Origin of the sequence: Variovorax sp. Root434 (genome assembly GCF_001426595.1) — a bacterium.
Classification (GTDB): domain Bacteria; phylum Pseudomonadota; class Gammaproteobacteria; order Burkholderiales; family Burkholderiaceae_C; genus Variovorax.
Window position 1 is genome coordinate 15,114 of sequence record NZ_LMEK01000009.1, and the last position, 17,708, is coordinate 32,821.

Annotated in this window: 15 protein-coding genes and 1 pseudogene; 3 read left to right on the forward strand and 13 right to left on the reverse strand. The window is 67.8% G+C overall.

The features are described from left to right. Window positions 1–13: 13 nt before the first annotated feature. Window positions 14–595 carry a GbsR/MarR family transcriptional regulator gene (locus ASD05_RS09560; RefSeq protein WP_056590920.1) on the forward strand — a complete coding sequence of 194 codons (582 nt, stop codon included), beginning with the start codon at window positions 14–16 and terminating at the stop codon, window positions 593–595. A 292-nt stretch (window positions 596–887) separates the two neighbouring features. On the opposite strand, the gene cydX is transcribed toward ASD05_RS09560, so the two are convergent. The 13 genes and pseudogenes from cydX to ASD05_RS09620 all read right to left on the reverse strand — a co-directional run bounded on the left by cydX (window position 888) and on the right by ASD05_RS09620 (window position 15,730). Beyond that, entirely contained in the window at window positions 888–1,037 is a 150-nt protein-coding gene (cydX, locus tag ASD05_RS09565; protein ID WP_056590923.1) for a cytochrome bd-I oxidase subunit CydX, read from the reverse strand. 14 nt (window positions 1,038–1,051) lie between these two features. Further along, complete coding sequence (gene cydB, locus ASD05_RS09570) at window positions 1,052–2,206, reverse strand: cytochrome d ubiquinol oxidase subunit II (RefSeq protein WP_056590926.1); 1,155 nt, start codon at window positions 2,204–2,206, stop codon at window positions 1,052–1,054. Continuing rightward, window positions 2,203–3,816 (reverse strand): cytochrome ubiquinol oxidase subunit I, encoded by a 1,614-nt coding sequence (locus ASD05_RS09575; RefSeq protein WP_056590928.1) that lies wholly within the window; start codon window positions 3,814–3,816, stop codon window positions 2,203–2,205. Before ASD05_RS09575 ends, cydB begins: the two co-directional genes overlap by 4 nt. 38 nt (window positions 3,817–3,854) lie before the next feature. Then, on the reverse strand, window positions 3,855–5,567 hold the full coding sequence (locus tag ASD05_RS09580) for an amino acid ABC transporter ATP-binding/permease protein (RefSeq protein WP_056590931.1): 1,713 nt from the start codon (window positions 5,565–5,567) through the stop codon (window positions 3,855–3,857). Next, a complete protein-coding gene (gene cydD / locus ASD05_RS09585; protein ID WP_056590933.1) occupies window positions 5,564–7,252 on the reverse strand; it encodes a thiol reductant ABC exporter subunit CydD in 1,689 nt (562 codons plus the stop codon). Before cydD ends, ASD05_RS09580 begins: the two co-directional genes overlap by 4 nt. 156 nt (window positions 7,253–7,408) lie before the next feature. Then, window positions 7,409–8,521: an acyltransferase family protein gene (locus tag ASD05_RS09590; protein WP_056590935.1), complete on the reverse strand. Its 1,113-nt coding sequence runs from the start codon at window positions 8,519–8,521 to the stop codon at window positions 7,409–7,411. Window positions 8,522–8,580: 59 nt separating this feature from the next. After that, window positions 8,581–9,543: an NAD(P)H-dependent flavin oxidoreductase gene (locus ASD05_RS09595; RefSeq protein ID WP_056590937.1), complete on the reverse strand. Its 963-nt coding sequence runs from the start codon at window positions 9,541–9,543 to the stop codon at window positions 8,581–8,583. A gap of 80 nt (window positions 9,544–9,623) precedes the next feature. Next, window positions 9,624–11,414 carry an acyl-CoA dehydrogenase gene (locus ASD05_RS09600; RefSeq protein ID WP_056590940.1) on the reverse strand — a complete coding sequence of 597 codons (1,791 nt, stop codon included), beginning with the start codon at window positions 11,412–11,414 and terminating at the stop codon, window positions 9,624–9,626. Between the two features lie 74 nt (window positions 11,415–11,488). Continuing rightward, complete coding sequence (locus tag ASD05_RS09605; RefSeq protein ID WP_056590944.1) at window positions 11,489–12,421, reverse strand: electron transfer flavoprotein subunit alpha/FixB family protein; 933 nt, start codon at window positions 12,419–12,421, stop codon at window positions 11,489–11,491. Between the two features lie 16 nt (window positions 12,422–12,437). Continuing rightward, window positions 12,438–12,557, reverse strand: a pseudogene (locus tag ASD05_RS30055) (electron transfer flavoprotein subunit alpha/FixB family protein); the annotation flags it as partial. A 13-nt stretch (window positions 12,558–12,570) separates the two neighbouring features. Next, entirely contained in the window at window positions 12,571–13,320 is a 750-nt protein-coding gene (locus ASD05_RS09610; RefSeq protein ID WP_056590947.1) for an electron transfer flavoprotein subunit beta/FixA family protein, read from the reverse strand. A gap of 136 nt (window positions 13,321–13,456) precedes the next feature. Then, a complete protein-coding gene (locus ASD05_RS09615; protein WP_056590951.1) occupies window positions 13,457–14,737 on the reverse strand; it encodes a mechanosensitive ion channel family protein in 1,281 nt (426 codons plus the stop codon). 39 nt (window positions 14,738–14,776) lie between these two features. Beyond that, on the reverse strand, window positions 14,777–15,730 hold the full coding sequence (locus ASD05_RS09620) for a histone deacetylase family protein (RefSeq protein WP_056590953.1): 954 nt from the start codon (window positions 15,728–15,730) through the stop codon (window positions 14,777–14,779). Between the two features lie 80 nt (window positions 15,731–15,810). Between ASD05_RS09620 and ASD05_RS09625 the strand changes: the two genes are divergently transcribed. Both ASD05_RS09625 and ASD05_RS09630 read left to right on the forward strand, forming a co-directional pair. Beyond that, entirely contained in the window at window positions 15,811–16,731 is a 921-nt protein-coding gene (locus ASD05_RS09625; RefSeq protein WP_007831639.1) for an AAA family ATPase, read from the forward strand. Next, window positions 16,728–17,705, forward strand: a complete 978-nt coding sequence (locus ASD05_RS09630) for a DUF58 domain-containing protein (RefSeq protein WP_056590955.1) — start codon at window positions 16,728–16,730, stop codon at window positions 17,703–17,705. The genes ASD05_RS09625 and ASD05_RS09630 overlap by 4 nt, the downstream gene beginning before the upstream one ends. Window positions 17,706–17,708 lie beyond the last annotated feature (3 nt).

Genomic DNA, 17,708 nt, shown 5'->3' on the forward strand with positions numbered 1-17,708 from the left:
CGACAATTCGCGCATGGCCACCTCCTCCGACCTCCCTCCCCTCAACCGCCAGTTCGTTGCGCACTTCGGCGAAATGGGCAGCAAATGGGGCATCAACCGCACCGTCGGGCAAATCTACGCTCTGATCTTCCTGTCGGAGCGCGCGCTCAACGCGGACGAGATCGCCGAGCTGCTCGAGTTCTCGCGCTCGAACGTCAGCATGGGCCTGAAGGAATTGCAGGCCTGGCGGCTGGTGCACCTGCGGCATCACGCGGGCGACCGGCGCGAATATTTCGAAGCGCCTTCGGACGTGTGGGAAATCTTTCGCGTGCTGGCCGAGGAGCGCCGCCGCCGCGAGATCGAACCCACGCTCTCGATGCTGCGCAACGCGCTGCTCGAATCACCGACCAGCGACGCCGAACGCCACGCGCAGGAGCGCATGCGCGAGATGCACGACCTGATCGACCGGTTGATGAAATGGTTCGACGACGTGCAGCGGCTCGCGCCCGAGACCGCCATGAAGCTCATGGGCATGGGCGCGACAGTGACGAAGGTACTGACGCTCAAGGACCGCATCACGGGGGGCTCGGCGAAGAATAAAAAGCCGGCGGGTTGAAGGGGGCGCTGTTCGGGGCGCGCTCACGCCGACGGGGTACCTTGCTCCGCGAATGTCCCCCGGCCTTCGGCCTCCTCCTTTATTTCGCTGCGCAAGGCACCCCGTCGACGTGATCGTTGGACAGAGCGGTCGTTGATCGACCGTACACAAGCAGCGTGCCCTGTGCTCAGGGCACCGGGTGCTCCCCGCAGCGAAATAAAGGAGGAGCCGAAGGCGGGGGACATTCGCGGAGGGGAGTACCCGGTGGCCTGAGCACGCGCCCCCGGGCTGACCGCGTAAAGCGAATGGACTCTCAAAGCCGCTCCTGCCCCTGCGGCGCTTCAGGCATCTCGAGCTTCTCCCTGCGGATGGCGTCGGCGTCCATGAGTTCGTACCACATCGCATTGAGTACGGCGAAAGCGGCTGCCAGCGGCAGACCGAGGATCCAGGCGAAGTACCACATCTTTTTTCCTCCGTTCAGTAGGCGTGACCGCTCTCGTCGCGGATCGCCTGTTCGTCGACCTTGCCCCACAGCACGTGGTAGACCCAGCTGGTGTAGGCCACGATCAGGGGGATGAAGAAGGCCGTGACCACCAGCATGATGAACAGCGTGAGGTGGCTCGACGACGAGTCCCACACCGTGAGGCTCGCGCGCGGATCGATCGACGACGGCAGGATGAACGGGAACATCGACGCCCCCACGCTGAGGATGATGCCGGCGATGCCGAGCGCCGCCGCGAGCAGCGCGAGCACCGGGCGGCGCAGCGCGAGGCCCAGCAGCGCACCCAGCGCGCCGACGAAGCCCGCGGCCGGTGCGGCCCACGTCCACGGGTGCGCCGCATAGTTGGCGGTCCACGCACCGGCATGCAGCTCGACAGTCTTCAGCATCGGGTTCGACGGTCCTGCCGTATCGACCACGCTGCTGATGCGGTAGCCCCCGATGCTCGTCGCCAGCAGCACGCCGGCCAGCGCATACAGTGCGATGGTGAGCACCGCGGCGACCATGCCGTAGCTGCGCGCACGCTCGGCCACCGGACCCGCCGTCTTCAGCAGCAGCCACGACGCGCCGTGCATCACGAGCATCGCCACCGACACCAGCCCGCACAGGACGGCGAACGGATTCAGCAGGCCGAAGAAGCCGCCGTCGTAGAAGATGTGCATATCGCTCCCGAAGCGGAACGGCACGCCCTGCAGCACGTTGCCCACGGCCACGCCGCAGATCAATGCGGGCACGAAGCCGCTGAAGAACAGCACGCCGTCCCAGCGCGCGCGCCATTGCGGCGACTCGCGCTTGCTGCGGAACTTGAAGGCCACGGGCCGCAGGATCAGCGCCGTGAGAATCACGAACATCGCCAGGTAGAAGCCCGAGAAGGACACGGCGTACAGCTGCGGCCACGCCGCAAAGATCGCGCCGCCGCCGAGGATCAGCCACACCTGGTTGCCCTCCCACACCGGTCCCACGCTGTTGATGACGACGCGGCGTTCGATGTCGTTGCGCGCCGCGAAGGGAAGCAGCATGCCGCTGCCGAGATCGAAACCGTCAGTCACTGCGAAGCCCACCAGCAGCACGCCGATCAGCAGCCACCAGATGATGCGAAGGGTGTCGTAGTCGAGGAGTGTGTGGAGGATCATGCGGCGCTCCCGGTAGTGGCAACAGCGGCGCTGGCGTGCGCCGGCGGAACGTGCGAGCGGGTGTCGCCCTCGTCGGGCGCATGCTCGGCTTCGGGCCCCTTGCGGATGGCCTTGAGCATCAGCTTCATCTCGATGACGAGCAGCGTGCTGTAGATCGCGATGAAGCCCGCGAGCGTGAGCAGCAGCGTCTTCACGCCGAGGTTCGACACGGCCACCGCGGTTGGCAGCACACCCTCGATCACCCACGGCTGGCGGCCGAACTCCGCCACCAGCCAACCCGACTCGATGGCGATCCACGGCAGCGGAATCGCGAACACGGCGAGCTTCAGCAGCCAGCGATAGCGGTCGAGCCTGCGGCGTGCCGACAGCACGAAGAAGGTGGCGGTCAGCACGATCAGCAGCACGCCGATGCCCACCATCACGCGGAACAGCCAGAACAGCGGCGCCACTTGCGGCACGGTGTCCCACGCGGCCTTGGCGATCTGCTCGTCGGTGGCGGTGCGCGGGTCGTCCACGTAGCGCTTGAGCAGCAGCGCATAGCCCATGTTGATGCCGTTGTCCTCGAAGTCGCCGCGCACGCCCTGCGTCACCTTGCCTGTGCCGCCCGCCTCGCGGATCTTCTGCAGCGCGTCGTAGGCCTTGAGGCCTTCGCGGATGCGGGCTTCGGCGCGCTTCACGAGTTCGTCGATGCCGGGCATCACGGTGTCGAGCGAGCGCGTGCCGATCAGGCCCATCACCGCCGGGACGTGGATGGCGTAGTGCGTCTCGCGCGCCTCCTGGTCGGGGAAGCCGACGACGGTGAAGGCGGCGGGCGCGGGTTGCGTTTCCCACATGGCCTCGATGGCGGCCAGCTTCATCTTCTGGTGTTCGCCGGAGAGGTAGCCGCTTTCGTCGCCGAGCACCGCCACCGACAGCGCCGCGGCGAGGCCGAAGGAGGCCGCGACGGTCATCGAGCGCTTCGCCAGTTCGAGATGACGGCCCTTGAGCACATACCAGGCCGACACGCCGAGCACGAACACGGCCGCGCACACGTACCCCGCCGACACGGTGTGCACGAACTTGGCCTGCGCCACCGGGTTGGTCAGCACCGCGGCGAAGTCGGTCACTTCCATGCGCATGGTCTGCGGGTTGAAGGCCGCGCCCACGGGGTTCTGCATCCAGCCGTTGGCGATCAGGATCCACAGCGCCGAGAAGTTCGAGCCGATGGCCACGGCCCAGGTCGCAATGAGGTGGCCCACCTTCGACAGCTTGTCCCAGCCGAAGAAGAACAGCCCGACGAAGGTGGCCTCCATGAAGAAGGCCATCAGCCCCTCGATGGCCAGCGGCGCACCGAAGATGTCACCGACGTAGTGGCTGTAGTAGCTCCAGTTCATGCCGAACTGGAACTCCATCACGATGCCGGTGGCCACGCCCATCGCGAAGTTGATGCCGAACAGCACGCCCCAGAACTTCGTCATGTCGCGCCAGATCGTGCGGCCGGTCATCACGTAGACCGTCTCCATGATGGCAAGGATGATCGAAAGCCCGAGCGTCAGCGGCACGAACAGGAAGTGATACAGCGCCGTGACGGCGAACTGCAGGCGTGATAGCGCGACGATGTCGAGGTCCATGAGTCTTCCTTTGTGTTCCCTGTTTTCCCGTTCTGAAATCAATCCGGCCGCAGGCTGCGCAGCGCAGCGTCGAAGGCACCGCTGCCGCGCCGCAGGTCGGCGGTGATGCAGCCCTGGTTCATGCACACGATGCGGTCGGCCAGCGCGGCTTCGCGGCGCAGGTGCGTGGCGATCAGCAAGGTGCTCCGGCCGGCGTGTTGCGCAAGGCGGTGCAGCACGTCGTGCGCGGTAGCGGCATCGAGCGCTTCGGTCGGCTCGTCGAGCAGCCAGAGCGGCACGGGGCGCAGCAGCAGGCGGGCCAGCGCGAGTCGGCGCGACTGCCCGCCCGAGAGGCCGAGGCCACCTTCGCCGAGGCGGGTGCCGAGGCCCGCGGCCATCGCGCGCACGTCGCTCTCGAGACCTGCGGCGCGCAGGGCGGCGTGCAACTGGTCGTCGGTGGCGTCGGGGGCTGCAAGGCGGAGGTTGTCGCGCAGGCTGTCCTGGAACAGTTCGGTGCGCTGCGTGAGCAGGCATGCGGGCTGCGCGCTCGTGCTGCCGGACTGCGGCGTGATCTCGTTGGCGATCGCTGCGAGCAGCGTGGACTTTCCGGCGCCGCTTGCGCCGATCAGTGCGACGCGCTCGCCCGCGTTCAGGGTCAGCGACACGTCGCGCAACACTTGCGTGCGGCTGCCGGGGTGAACCACCGTGACGCCCTTCAGCTGCACTGCGAAGGCCGCGTCGCGCTCGTACGTCGCGGCAACCTCATTACCTTCAGCAGTCATGCGCGGCGTAAGGCGCCGCACCGCCAGCCACGTGCGGCCCGCATCGAGCGCACCACGGCGCAAGGCCGCGAAAGGTTCGGCCGCAGTGAGCGCCACCAGCAACGCCAGCGCCGCGGCGGGCGCGCCGATGACGCCCTCGCCTGCCAGCACGCCGACAGCCAGCAGCACGCCGACGAGGGTCAGGGTGCTTGCGCTGCCATAGGCCAAACCAGCAGCCGCTTCGAGCTTGTTCAGCGCGAGGTCGGCCTTGGCGAGATGCATGTCGGCATTCATCAATGCCTCGCGCTGTGCGCCGACGCGGCCTGCCATCACCAGGTCGGCCTGCCCCGCCACGAGGTCGACCGCGCGTGCGCGCAGCGCTTCCATGGCATGCGCCCGTCGCACGGCCGGCCGGCGCGCGCGCCTTGCGACGAGGAACGCGATGCCCCAGCCGACGACCACGAGCCAGAGCATCAGCGCGATGCCCATGCCGGCGTGCATGAAGCCGAGCACGAGGCCGGCCAGCGATGCGGCGCCCAATGCGGCGGCGGCCGGCACGAACAGGCGAAGGTAGAGCGACTCCAGCGCATCGATGTCGGCCGTCAGGCGAAACAGCAGGCGGGCCGGGCGCATCAGCAGTTCGCGCGCCGCCTCGGCCTTGGCCCAGCCGCGGAACAGGCGAACGCGCAGCGCGGCGAGCACGGCGAAGGTCGCGTCGTGTGTCACCAGCCGCTCGCCGTAGCGCGATGCCGTGCGGCCGAGCGCCAGCAAGCGGATGCCGGCCGACGGCATGAACACGTCGAAGGTGAAGGCGGTGGCTGCATGAAGGCCGGCCAATGCGGTCGCGGTGATGAACCAGCCCGAAAGCCCCAGCAGTGCCATGCCTGCAAGCACGGTGACTGCCGCGAGCAGGCAGCCCAGCAGCAGGGGACGCGGCTGCGCGGCAAAGAATGGGCGCAGCACCAGGCGCAGATCGCTCCAGTTCGAAGCAAAGAGAGGCGACGCCTTCATGCGGCCTTCTCCATCGTTTCGGTGCCAAGGTTCACCGCACGGTCCATGCGCGCAGCCAGCACCGGGTCGTGCGTGGCGACGACGAGGGTCTTGCCGTGCGCCAGCGCCACCAGCGCATCGGCCACGCGCTCGGACGTTTCGGTGTCGAGGTGGGCCGTCGGTTCGTCCACCAGAAGCAGGTCGGCATGCGGATGCACCGCGATGCGTGCGAGCGCGAGCCGCACGGCTTCTCCGCCGGACAGGCCATGGCCGCCCTCTCCGAGCGTCACGCCGGGATGCGCCTGCGCCACAGCGTCGAGCGATGCGAAGCGCATCGCCTCGACGACCTCCGAGGTGCCCGCCTCCGCGCGCCCCAATGCCACATTGGTCCTGACCGAGCCGGCGAAGACGTGCGGCGCCTGGCCCATCCATGCCATGCGCTGGCGCAGCGCCGCCACCGTGCGATCCGTGAGCACCACGCCGCCGACCGAGATCTCGCCACGCGCCGCGGGCACGAGGCCTGCGAGCAAGGACAGCAAGGCGGTCTTGCCCGAGCCGCTGGGCCCCATCAACGCGACGTGTTCGCCGGCCGCGATGCGAAGCTCGAAGCCTTCGAAGACTTCTTGCGGCTCACCGGGCCAGGAGAAATGCAGGTTGCGGACGGCGACAGCCGGTGCCCCGCCGGTCGGAGACATCGCTGCGCGCGTCAGCGAAGCGTTCGCACCGGGCAGCGGCAGTTCGTTGCGCTGCAACCGGTCGAGCGCCTCCAGCGCCGCTTCGCCTGCAGCCCGGTCATGCCAGACCGCCGACAACTCGCGCAATGGCTCGAAGAATGCCGGCGCCAGCAGCAGCACGAACAGCCCCTCGCCCAGGCTCAGCTGCCGGCCCCAGGTGCCGAAGCCGAGCGTGCCCAACAAGTGAAAACCGACGTACGCGGCCACCATCGCCACACCCAGCGCCGAGAAAAGCTCCAGCACGGCCGACGAGAGAAACGCAATGCGCAGCACCGCCATCGTCCGCCGGCGCAGGGATTGCGCGGCGTCGTCCAGCCGCTGCGCCGTGGCCTCCACCGCATCGAGCGCACGCAGCGTCGCCAGCCCGCGAAGCCGGTCGAGCAGGAACGCATTCATGCCGCCCATCTCCACCATCTGCGCCTCGCTCGCCGCCTTGGCGCGCCAGCCGACGATAGCCATGAAGACCGGAATGAGCGGCGCAGCGACCAGCAGCACCAGCGCGGCCACCCACGAAAAGGCGGCCACCGCGCACAGGATGAAGATCGGCACCACCGTCGCGCGCCAGCGCGCGGGCTGGTAGCGCACGAGGTACGGCACCAGCGCCTCGGCCTGCTCGGCGAGCACGCTGGCGGCCAGCCCGGAAGGCGCGCGGCCGCGATCCAGCGGCGAGCCGCCGGCCAGCGCCGCTGCCGTTTGCGCACGCAGCGCCGTGAGCTGCGCGCGCGCCCGGGCGAAGGTCCGGCGCGCGCCCCAGGCCTCGCAGCCTGCACGCAGCAGCCCGAGCAACAGGATCGCACCGGCGGGCCAGGCCACGGCCGCCAAGCCGCGACCCGACGCCAGCCCCTGCACCGCCATCGCCAGCAGCGCCGCCTGCGGCAGCCAGAACAGCGCCGCGGCGCCCTGCACCATCCCGCCGACGTCGGGCGACGCGAAAGCCCGCAGCGGCGATCGGGGTGGCGAGTGCTTGGTCATTCCTTGTTTTCGTGTATTTTCAGTATTTACTGAAATTTCCACAATCATACCGGAGACGGGAGCGACTGACGAGCCCGCAGACTGCACGCTCCCGCGCCCGAGCGCAACCGATTCAGGAAGATTCGGCCAGTGCGCCTGCGCTGGCGCGCCTGACCTTTAATGAGAAACGACTATTCCGCTGACCAGCAGTGCGGCAAACAGCGCGAAGACCGCGCGCCACGAGGCCGGGCGCGCTTCCACCCAGCGATACAGCAGCGCCGCCGCGGCCACCGACAGGCCAAAGGTCGCCACGAGGCCGGCCGCATCGAACCACGCGCCGTGCGGCCCGGAATTCGCGACCGCCGCATTCATAGCGAGCAGCACCGGGAAGTGGATCAGGAACAGCGAGTAAGACATGCGCCCCAGCCGCAGCAACGGCATGGCCACGGCAGGCCAATGGGGCGGCGACAGCCAGTTCCGGCGCTGCGCGACGGCCAGCAGCAGCGCCGTGACCAGCGCGGTCGCGATGCGGCTGCGCCAGTCGAGGGCGAGCGCGCCCGCTCCCATCAGCGCCATCAGCGCGACGGCGCTCTGCCAGGTGCTGGCGCGCGTGGCGCGGCCGATCCAGAACACCAGCATGCCAAGGCCGTAGGTTCCGAAGAAATAGAAGGCGGTGTCGTCCAGCCCCGCATTGCGGTTGAAGAGCACGAGCGAAGCCACGGCCAGGCCAATCACCAGCGCCACGGGCATCCAGCGCACCTGCGCGCCCGGCGGCGGCAAGCCGCTAGAGCGCTGCAGCATCGAGGGCAAGCCCACCAGCAGCAACGCCAGCGCGAACAGCTGGAAGTCGATGGCGACGTACCAGACACCCGTCGACAGCGACTCGAAGCCCAGCAGGTCCTGCAGCAGCAATCCATGCGCGACCAACTGCCCGAAGGTCGGCGCCGCAGGCACCACCTCCTCGTCGAGCCATGGCCGCACCACCGCCGCGACCAGCACGCAGACCGTGAGCGCAGCAAGGTATGGCATGACCAGCCGCCCATAGCGCTGCAGGATGCGCGTCACCGGCCGCTCCACGCGCAGCAGGCCGTCCGGCGCAAGGCTGGCGGCCGCCAGGAAGCCGGCGATCACGAGGAACACCTGTACCGCCAGCCGACCCTCGTCGGCCAGCCAGGCGAAGAAATCGGGCGCGAGCGCATACGCGCCGGCCGGCATCGGGCCGTAGCGCGAAAGATGGTGTCCAACGATCACCGCACAGGCGATGCCCTTTGCCGCATCGAGCAGCGGCATGCGCCCCACGGATGACGACGGCGCGCCGGCAGCAGGCGCCGCGCCGTTCGCGGCGGAAGTCAAAGCGCGAGCCGTTGCCTTGCTTCCTGGTATTCGCGCTTGAGCTTCTCGATGAAGGCCGCGGCGCTCGCCACTTCGGTCACGGCGCCGATGCCCTGGCCCGAGCCCCAGATGTCCTTCCAGGCCTTGGCCTTGCTGCCATCGCCGCCGCCGAAGTTCATGGTCTTCACGTCGCCCTCGGGCAGGTTGGCCGGGTCCATGCCGGCCTTGACAATGCTGGGCGCGAGGTAGTTGCCGTGCACGCCGGTGAAGAGGCTCGAATAGACGATGTCGTCCGAGGTGCCGTCGACGATGGCCTGCTTGTAGTCTTCGCTGGCGCGCGCTTCCTCGGTCGCGATGAAGGCAGTGCCGATGTAGGCGAAGTCGGCGCCCATGGCCTGCGCGGCGAGCACCGCACCGCCGTTGGCGATGGAGCCCGACAGCGCGATCGGGCCGTCGAACCACTGGCGGATTTCCTGCACCAGCGCGAACGGGCTCTTCACGCCCGCGTGGCCGCCTGCACCCGCCGCCACGGCGATGATGCCGTCGGCGCCCTTTTCGATCGCCTTCTGCGCGAACTTGTTGTTGATGATGTCGTGCAGCGTCACGCCGCCGTAGCTGTGCACCGCGTCGTTCACGTCGGTGCGCGCGCCCAGCGAGGTGATGACGATCGGCACCTTGTACTTCACGACCATTTCCATGTCGTGCTCGAGGCGGTCATTGCTCTTGTGCACGATCTGGTTGATGGCGAACGGCGCGGCGGGCTTGGTCGGATTGGCCTTGTTGTAGGCCGCGAGTTCCTCGGTGATCTCCGCGAGCCAGTCTTCCAGCTGCGCCGCGGGACGCGCGTTGAGCGCGGGCATCGAGCCGACCACGCCGGCCTTGCATTGCGCAATCACGAGCTTGGGGTTGCTGATGATGAACAGCGGCGAGCCGATGATCGGCAGCGGCAGGTTCGCGAGGACGGGGGGGAGCTTGGACATGTTGTCTCCGGAAATGGATGTCGGTTTTATAAGAGAGGGGAGCCCCTGCCACCCGTCAGGTGGGCGACACCGGGCGGGGCTCAAAAAGCGTCGAGCGCGAGCGCCGTGACGCTCTCGGCGCCGTCGACGATGCTGTCGCGCATGCCCGGCACCTTGTTGAGGATGTGCTCGGCATAGAAGCGCGCGGTGGCGATCTTCGCCAGCATGAAGTCGGTATCGAAGCTGCGCGAGGCAAGGTCCTGCGCCATGATCAGCGAGCGCGCAAGCTGCCAGCCGGCCACCAGGTTGCCCGCGAGCATCAGGTAGGGCACGCTGCCTGCGAACACGGCGTTGGGCGAAGCCTTGGTCTGGCCCGCGACGAAGTCGACCACGTCGATGAACGCCAGTCGCGCGGCCTTCAGGCGCTTGAGCACTGCCGCTGCGGCGGGGCTGTCGCTCTTGGCGAGTTCGGCTTCGGTCTTCTCGATCTGCGCGGCAATCGCCTTCGCGGTCTGGCCGCCGTCGCGCGCCGTCTTGCGGCCCACGAGGTCGTTGGCCTGGATCGCGGTGGTGCCTTCGTAGATCGTGAGGATCTTCGCGTCGCGGTAGTACTGCGCCGCGCCCGTCTCCTCGATGAAGCCCATGCCGCCATGCACCTGCACGCCCAGCGATGCCACTTCGAGGCTCATCTCGGTGCTGTAACCCTTCACGAGCGGCACCATGAATTCGTAGAAGGCCTGGTTCTGCTTGCGCGCATCGGCATCGGGATGGTGGTGCGCGGCATCGTAGGCAGCGGCGGCCACCGAGGCCATCGCGCGGCAGCCTTCGGTGTAGGCGCGCATCGTCATCAGCATGCGCTTCACATCCGGGTGGTGAATGATCGGCGCACTGGCGTTGATGGAGCCATCGACCGGGCGGCTCTGCACGCGGTCCTTGGCGTAGGCCACGGCGTGCTGGTAGGCGCGCTCGGCAATCGCGATGCCCTGCATGCCCACGGCGTAGCGGGCCGAGTTCATCATGATGAACATGTACTCGAGGCCGCGGTTCTCCTGGCCCACGAGGTAGCCGACGGCACCGCCGTGGTCGCCGTACTGGAGCACGGCGGTGGGCGAGGCCTTGATGCCCATCTTGTGCTCGATGCTCACGCAGTGCACGTCGTTGCGCTCACCGAGCGAGCCGTCCTTGTTCACGAGGAACTTGGGCACGACGAACAGGCTGATGCCCTTCACGCCCTCGGGCGCGCCGCTGACGCGCGCCAGCACGAGGTGCACGATGTTCTCGGCCATGTCGTGCTCACCGTAGGTGATGAAGATCTTGGTGCCGAACACCTTGTAGGTGCCGTCGGGTTGCGGCTCGGCGCGGCTGCGCACCATGGCGAGGTCGCTGCCGGCCTGCGGCTCGGTGAGGTTCATCGTGCCGGTCCACTGGCCGCTCACGAGCTTCTCGAGGTACACCGCCTTCAGTTCGTCGGAGCCGGCCGTGAGCAGCGCCTCGATGGCGCCGTCGCTCAGCAGCGGGCACAGCGCGAAGCTCATGTTGGCCGAGTTGAGCATCTCGCCGCAAGCCGCGCCGATGGTCTTGGGCAGGCCCTGGCCACCGAAGTCCGCCGGATGCTGCAGGCCCTGCCAACCGCCCGACACGTACTGCGCGAAGGCCTCCTTGAAGCCCGGCGTGGTCGTGACCTCGCCGTCCTTGAACGACGAGGGATTGCGGTCGCCCGCCACGTTCAGCGGCGCAACCACATCCTGGTTGAAGCGCGCGCATTCCTCGAGCACGGCCTGCGCGGTTTCGAGGCCGGCGTCTTCGAAGCCCGGCAGCTTGGCGATCTCGCCGATGTTGGCCAGGTGTTCGATGTCGAACAGCATGTCCTTGAGGGGGGCGGTGTAGCTCATGTCTTGTCTCCAGATACAGCGGATACGAAAAGGGCATCGCGAACGATGCCCTCTGGCTCATTGCGCCGGTGCGGTCAGAGCGCCTTCACCAGTTCCGGCACAGCCGTGAACAGGTCGGCCACGAGCCCGTAGTCGGCCACCGAGAAGATCGGCGCTTCCTCGTCCTTGTTGATCGCCACGATCACCTTGGAGTCCTTCATGCCGGCCAAGTGCTGAATAGCGCCCGAGATGCCCGCGGCGATGTACAACTGCGGCGCAACGATCTTGCCCGTCTGGCCCACCTGCCAGTCGTTCGGGGCGTAGCCCGCATCGACCGCTGCGCGGCTGGCGCCCAGGCCCGCATTGAGCTTGTCGGCGAGAGGCGCCATCACCTCGGTGAACTTCTCCGCGCTGCCCAGCGCCCGGCCACCCGAGACGATGATCTTGGCGGCCGTCAGCTCGGGGCGTTCGCTCTTGGTGACTTCACGGCCCACGAAGCTGCTCTTGCCGCTGTCGGCCACGCCTTCGGCCGTTTCGACCGCTGCGCTGCCACCGGTCGCCGCTGCGGCGTCGAAGCCGGTCGTGCGAACGGTGATGACCTTGGTGGCATCGCTGCTCTGCACCGTTGCGATGGCATTGCCAGCGTAGATCGGGCGCTCGAAGGTGTCGGGGCTGTCGACCTTGGTGATGTCGCTGATCTGGGCCACATCCAGCTTGGCGGCCACGCGCGGCGCCACGTTCTTGCCGTTGGCGGTCGAGGGGAACAGGATGTGGCTGTAGTTGGATGCAATCGCCAGCACCTGGGCGGCGACGTTCTCGGCCAGGTTCTCGGCCAGGCTCGGGCTGTCGGCCACGATGACCTTGGCCACGCCCGCGATCTGCGCGGCGGCCTTGCCGGCTTCGGCGGCGTTGGCACCGGCCACGAGCACATGGACGTCGCCGCCGCAGGCCAGCGCCGCGGTCACGGTGTTGAGGGTCGCGGGCTTGACGGTCGCGTGGTCGTGTTCGGCAATAACAAGTGCGGTCATGTCAGATCGGAAGAGNGTTGGCACCGGCCACGAGCACATGGACGTCGCCGCCGCAGGCCAGCGCCGCGGTCACGGTGTTGAGGGTCGCGGGCTTGACGGTCGCGTGGTCGTGTTCGGCAATAACAAGTGCGGTCATGTCGTTCTCTTCCTCAGATCACTTTGGCTTCATTCTTCAGCTTGTCCACCAGGGTGGCGACATCCGGCACCTTGATGCCGGCACCGCGCTTGGGCGGCTCGGCGACCTTCAGGGTCTTCAGGCGCGGCTTGACGTCCACACCCAGGTCTTCGGGCTTGAAGGTGTCGAGCTGCTTCTTCTTGGCCTTCATGATGTTGGGCAGCGTCACGTAGCGCGGCTCGTTCAGGCGCAGGTCGGTGGTGATGACGGCCGGCAGGCTGAGGTCGACGGTTTCCAGGCCGCCGTCGACTTCGCGCGTCACGGTCGCCTTGTCGCCTGCGACTTCGACCTTGGAGGCGAAGGTGGCTTGCGGCAGGTCGGCCAGCGCAGCCAGCATCTGGCCGGTCTGGTTGGCGTCGTCGTCGATGGCCTGCTTGCCCAGGATGATCAGCTGGGGCTGTTCCTTGTCGACCAGGGCCTTGAGCAGCTTGGCGACGGCCAAAGGCTGCAGTTCTTCGGTGGTCTCGACCAGGATGCCGCGGTCGGCGCCGATGGCCATGGCGGTGCGCAGGGTTTCCTGGCACTTGGCATCACCGCAGGAGACGGCGATGACTTCGGTGACCACGCCCTTTTCCTTCAGGCGAACCGCTTCTTCGACCGCGATCTCGTCGAAGGGGTTCATGCTCATCTTGACGTTGGCAATGTCCACCCCGGTGCCGTCGCTCTTCACGCGCACCTTGACGTTGTAATCGACGACCCGTTTGACAGGTACGAGAACCTTCATTGACTTGACTCCATTGGATTGCAAAAAGGGGGCTTCGAGGGCAACCGGTCATTCTAGGACGCGACCTTTGTCGCCTCTCCATTCTTCTCGTCGGCACGGGGACCAAGAAAAAAAGAACGATCGTGCTTTTCCGTGATTATAAAACAGCGTCGGGCGCCTGGACGACTCCTGGCGGTAAAGACTCCACACGCAGCACGCGCTGCGGATAGGGAATGTCAATGCCCGCGCCGCGCAGCCCGTCGAGGATCGCGATGTTGATGGCCGAGCGCAGGTTGTCCTTGCCCTTGTCGGGGTCGGCGACCCAGAAGTTCAGCGTGAACTCCAGGCCGTCGGGCGCGAAGTTCATGAGGAAAGCCACTGGCTCCGGGTCGGACATCACGCGCGGCTGGGCCTTGGCCGCATTGCACAAGATGGACTGCACCTGCGCCACGTCGCTCTCGTAGCCGACCACGATGGTGGTCGTGATGTTGAACTTGCGGTCGGCCAGCGACAGGTTTTCGACCCGACTGGTGATCAGCGATTCATTCGGCACGATGGCCTCGCGCCCGTTGCCCGCGCGGATCAGGGTGTAGCGGGTCTTGATGTCTGTGATGCGGCCCTCGAAGGTGTCGACCTTCACGTTGTCGCCGATGCGGATCGAGCGTTCGAGCAGGATCACGAAGCCGCTCACGTAGTTGGCCGCCAGCTTCTGCAGGCCGAAACCGAGGCCCACGCCGAGCGCGCCGCCGAGCACGGACAGCGCCGTCAGGTCCACCCCTACCGCCGACAGCGCGAACAGCAGGCCGATCAGCAGCAGGAAGGCACGCACCGCATTCGACGCCACCTTGCGCATCGACAGGTCGGTCACGGCCTCGCGCAGGATGCGCTTCTCGATGGTGCTCGCGATCCACAGCGCGACCACCAGCACCAGCCCCGCCGACAGCACGCCCTGGAAGATTGTCTGCAGGCTCACGCGCGTCTTGCCGAAGGCCAGCGTGATGTCGTCGAGCTCGGCCAGCACCGGCGGCAGCAGCCCGACGATCCAGAGCACCGCCGCGATCCACGCCAGCCAGGAGATCGTGCGCTCGATCAGCCGTACGAGGTTGGACGCGGGAAACACCGCCCGCAGCACCCGCGCGAACAGCCTGATCACCACCAGCGACAGGAACACCGGCACCGCGATGCGCAGCACCAGCACGGTCTGGAAATCGAGCACCACGCGCCGGGCGAGATCGGTGAACACCAGCGCCAGCAGCGGAAACAGCAACCCGTCGAAGGTGCTCTCGCCGAACCAGATCGAATCCTTGGGCTGGTCGCGGCCGAACCACTTGCAAACGGCCCAGGCCAGCGCCACGCAGACCACCAGCGCGACAAGCTCGATGCCGAGGCCGCGCGCATCGACCTGGCTCAGACGTTGAGTGAAATCGTTGAAATTCATCTATTGAAAGGTAGCGGAGCGCCTTCCGCGCCGGCTGCGTTAGAGGTCCGCGAGAACGCGGATGTGGGCTTCCACGCTGCGCGCGAGCGCATCGAGGTTGTAGCCGCCTTCGAGCATCGAGACGATACGGCCCTTCGCATGGCGCCTCGCAACATCGTGTATGCGGCCCGTGATCCAGGCGAAGTCGTTTTCGTTGAGGCCCAGCTGGCCCAGGTCGTCTTCGCGATGGGCGTCGAAGCCGGCGCTGATGAAGACCATTTGCGGCTTGAACTCCTCCAGCCGCGGCATCCAGGCCGCTTCGATCATCTCCCGCACGTCCATGCCCCTTGTGTAGGCCGGAATCGGCAGGTTCAGCATGTTCGGCGCCGGGTGCTCGGTGCCGCTGTACGGGTAGAACGGATGCTGGAAGAACCCGACCATCAGCACGCGCGGATCGTTCGAGAGGATGTTCTCGGTGCCGTTGCCGTGGTGCACGTCGAAATCGACGATGGCCACGCGCTCGATGCCGTGCACCTCGATGGCGTGGCGCGCCGCGATGGCGACGTTGTTGAAGAAGCAGAAGCCCATCGCCTGCTCCCGGCAGGCATGGTGGCCGGGCGGGCGCACCGAGCAGAAGGCGTTTTCCAGGTTGCCGGCAATCACTGCGTCGGTCGCGGCGATCGCGGCGCCGGCGGCGCGGCGCGCGGCCAGCAGGGTGAAGCGGTTGAGCACCGTGTCGGGGTCGACCTGCGCATGGTCGGGGCCGCCGGCGGGTTCGTCGGCCACCAGGCGCTGGTTCAGCGCCTCGAGGTACTCGACGTGCGCCGTGCTGTGCGCCCGGGTGATCTGCTCCAGGGTGGCCAGCGGCACCTCGCAGTGCTCCAGCGCATCGCCCACGCCGGTGAGCAGCAGGCGGTCTTCGATGGCATCCAGCCGACCCGGGCACTCGGGGTGTCCCTCGCCCATGTCGTGCTTCCAGAAGTCGCGGTGTGTGAAGTAGCCTGTCTTGCCCATGTGTCCCTATCGCCACGCCTAGACCTCATTCGGCATGGGGCCGGCGGGTCTTACGGTATCGTTTGCATATGGATACAAATATGGACGTTGCTGCGAAGCTAGCCACTTTGCTGAGTCAGCTTAACACGGTGATCGTGGGCAAAGAGGCCCAGGTGCGCGACTGCGTGGCCTGCCTGCTGGCGGGTGGGCACCTGCTGATCGAGGATGTGCCGGGGGTGGGCAAGACCACCCTCGCCCACGCGCTGTCGCATACCTTCGGGATGCAGTTCTCGCGGGTGCAGTTCACGGCCGACCTGATGCCGGGCGACCTGTCGGGCGTGGCGATCTACGACCGGGGCCAGCAGGCCTTCGTGTTCCACCCCGGGCCGATCTTCGCGCAGGTGCTGCTGGCCGACGAGATCAACCGTGCCAGCCCCAAGACCCAGAGCGCGCTGCTCGAGGCGATGGAGGAAAAGCAGGTCACCGTCGAAGGCGAAACCCGCCCGCTGCCCACGCCCTTCTTCGTGATCGCCACCCAGAACCCGCAGGACCAGCTCGGCACCTTTGCGCTGCCCGAGTCGCAGCTCGACCGCTTCCTGATGCGCATCTCGCTCGGCTACCCCGACCGCGCCGCCGAGCGGCTGCTGCTCGCGGGCGGCGACCGCCGCGAAATGCTGGCCTCCCTGCCCGCCATGCTGACCGCCGGCGAACTCACGGCCCTGCAGCAGCGCGTGCAGCAGGTGCATGCGGCCGAGCCGCTGCTCAACTACCTGCAGGACCTGATCGCGGCCACGCGCTCTGGCCGCTGGTTCCTGCAGGGCCTGTCGCCGCGCGCCGGCATCGCGGTGCTGCGTGCGGCCAAGGCGCAGGCGCTGCTGGCCAACCGCAGCTACGTCGCGCCCGACGACGTGCAGGCCGTGCTGCCGCAAACGATCGCGCACCGCCTCACGCCGGTGGGCGACGCCGGGCGCGGTGCCGTGGAGCAGGTGCGCGCCATGATCGCCGCCGTACCCCTGCCGTGAACCCTGTCGGCGCCCTGCGCTCGCGCATCGACGGCTGGTTCCTGTCGCGCCGTCCGCCGTCGGACACGCTGGAGCTCACGCAGCGCAATGTCTACATCGTGCCCACGCGGGCCGGATGGACGCTGGGCGCGACGCTGCTGGTGCTGCTGATCGCCTCGATCAACTACCAGCTCAATCTCGGCTACCTGCTGACCTTCCTGCTCGCCGGCAGCGTGGCCGTGGGCATGCACGTATGCCACGGCACGCTGCGCGGGCTGGCGATGCACCTGGTGCCGCCCGATGCCCACTACGCGGGCGCCGCCGCCGTCTTCCGGGTGGTGCTGCACAACACCCGGCGCCGCGTGCGCTACGGCATCGGCATGGCCGTGCGCGGCAGCGGGCAATGGGCCTGGACCGACGTGCCGGCCGAGGGAACGTCCACCGTCGAGATCGCGTTCCAGCCCGAGCGGCGCGGCCTGCACCCGGTGCCGCCGCTCACGGCCGAGACGCGCTTCCCGCTCGGCACGTTCCGCGTGTGGACAGTCTGGCGGCCGGCCGCGCAGATGCTGGTCTACCCCACGCCCGAGGCGCATCCGCCGCCGCTGCCGCCGGGCGAGCCGCTGTCGGGGCCCGCGGCGATGTCCGCCTCGCTGCGGGCGCACAACGCCGGCGAGTACGACGGCGTGCGCGCCTACCGCCGCGGCGATCCGCTGAAGCTCGTGGTCTGGAAGAAGGCCGCGCGCGCACAGGCAGCCGGATCGGAAGAGCTGGTGAGCCGCGACGCGCAGCAGACCCAGCGCGAAGAACTCTGGCTCGACGCGCGGAGCACCGGCCTTGCCGATGCCGAAGCCCGCCTCTCGCGCCTGTGCGCGTGGGTACTGATGGCCGACCGGCTGGGCGTGGACTACGGCATCCGGGTAGAGGGCCGGGTCGTGAAGCCGTCGCAAGGCGAAGCCCACCGGCGCGCCTGCCTCGAGGCCTTGGCGCTGTGTTGAACG

What these genes read in the sequence shown, in the direction of transcription:
- ASD05_RS09560 (WP_056590920.1), top strand. Translation starts at nt 14, where the DNA reads ATGGCCACCTCCTCCGACCTCCCTCCCCTCAACCGCCAGTTCGTTGCG.
- cydX (WP_056590923.1), bottom strand. Translation starts at nt 1,037, where the DNA reads ATGTGGTACTTCGCCTGGATCCTCGGTCTGCCGCTGGCAGCCGCTTTC.
- cydB (WP_056590926.1), bottom strand. Translation starts at nt 2,206, where the DNA reads ATGATCCTCCACACACTCCTCGACTACGACACCCTTCGCATCATCTGG.
- ASD05_RS09575 (WP_056590928.1), bottom strand. Translation starts at nt 3,816, where the DNA reads ATGGACCTCGACATCGTCGCGCTATCACGCCTGCAGTTCGCCGTCACG.
- ASD05_RS09580 (WP_056590931.1), bottom strand. Translation starts at nt 5,567, where the DNA reads ATGAAGGCGTCGCCTCTCTTTGCTTCGAACTGGAGCGATCTGCGCCTG.
- cydD (WP_056590933.1), bottom strand. Translation starts at nt 7,252, where the DNA reads ATGACCAAGCACTCGCCACCCCGATCGCCGCTGCGGGCTTTCGCGTCG.
- ASD05_RS09590 (WP_056590935.1), bottom strand. Translation starts at nt 8,521, where the DNA reads ATGCCGCTGCTCGATGCGGCAAAGGGCATCGCCTGTGCGGTGATCGTT.
- ASD05_RS09595 (WP_056590937.1), bottom strand. Translation starts at nt 9,543, where the DNA reads ATGTCCAAGCTCCCCCCCGTCCTCGCGAACCTGCCGCTGCCGATCATC.
- ASD05_RS09600 (WP_056590940.1), bottom strand. Translation starts at nt 11,414, where the DNA reads ATGAGCTACACCGCCCCCCTCAAGGACATGCTGTTCGACATCGAACAC.
- ASD05_RS09605 (WP_056590944.1), bottom strand. Translation starts at nt 12,421, where the DNA reads ATGACCGCACTTGTTATTGCCGAACACGACCACGCGACCGTCAAGCCC.
- ASD05_RS09610 (WP_056590947.1), bottom strand. Translation starts at nt 13,320, where the DNA reads ATGAAGGTTCTCGTACCTGTCAAACGGGTCGTCGATTACAACGTCAAG.
- ASD05_RS09615 (WP_056590951.1), bottom strand. Translation starts at nt 14,737, where the DNA reads ATGAATTTCAACGATTTCACTCAACGTCTGAGCCAGGTCGATGCGCGC.
- ASD05_RS09620 (WP_056590953.1), bottom strand. Translation starts at nt 15,730, where the DNA reads ATGGGCAAGACAGGCTACTTCACACACCGCGACTTCTGGAAGCACGAC.
- ASD05_RS09625 (WP_007831639.1), top strand. Translation starts at nt 15,811, where the DNA reads ATGGACGTTGCTGCGAAGCTAGCCACTTTGCTGAGTCAGCTTAACACG.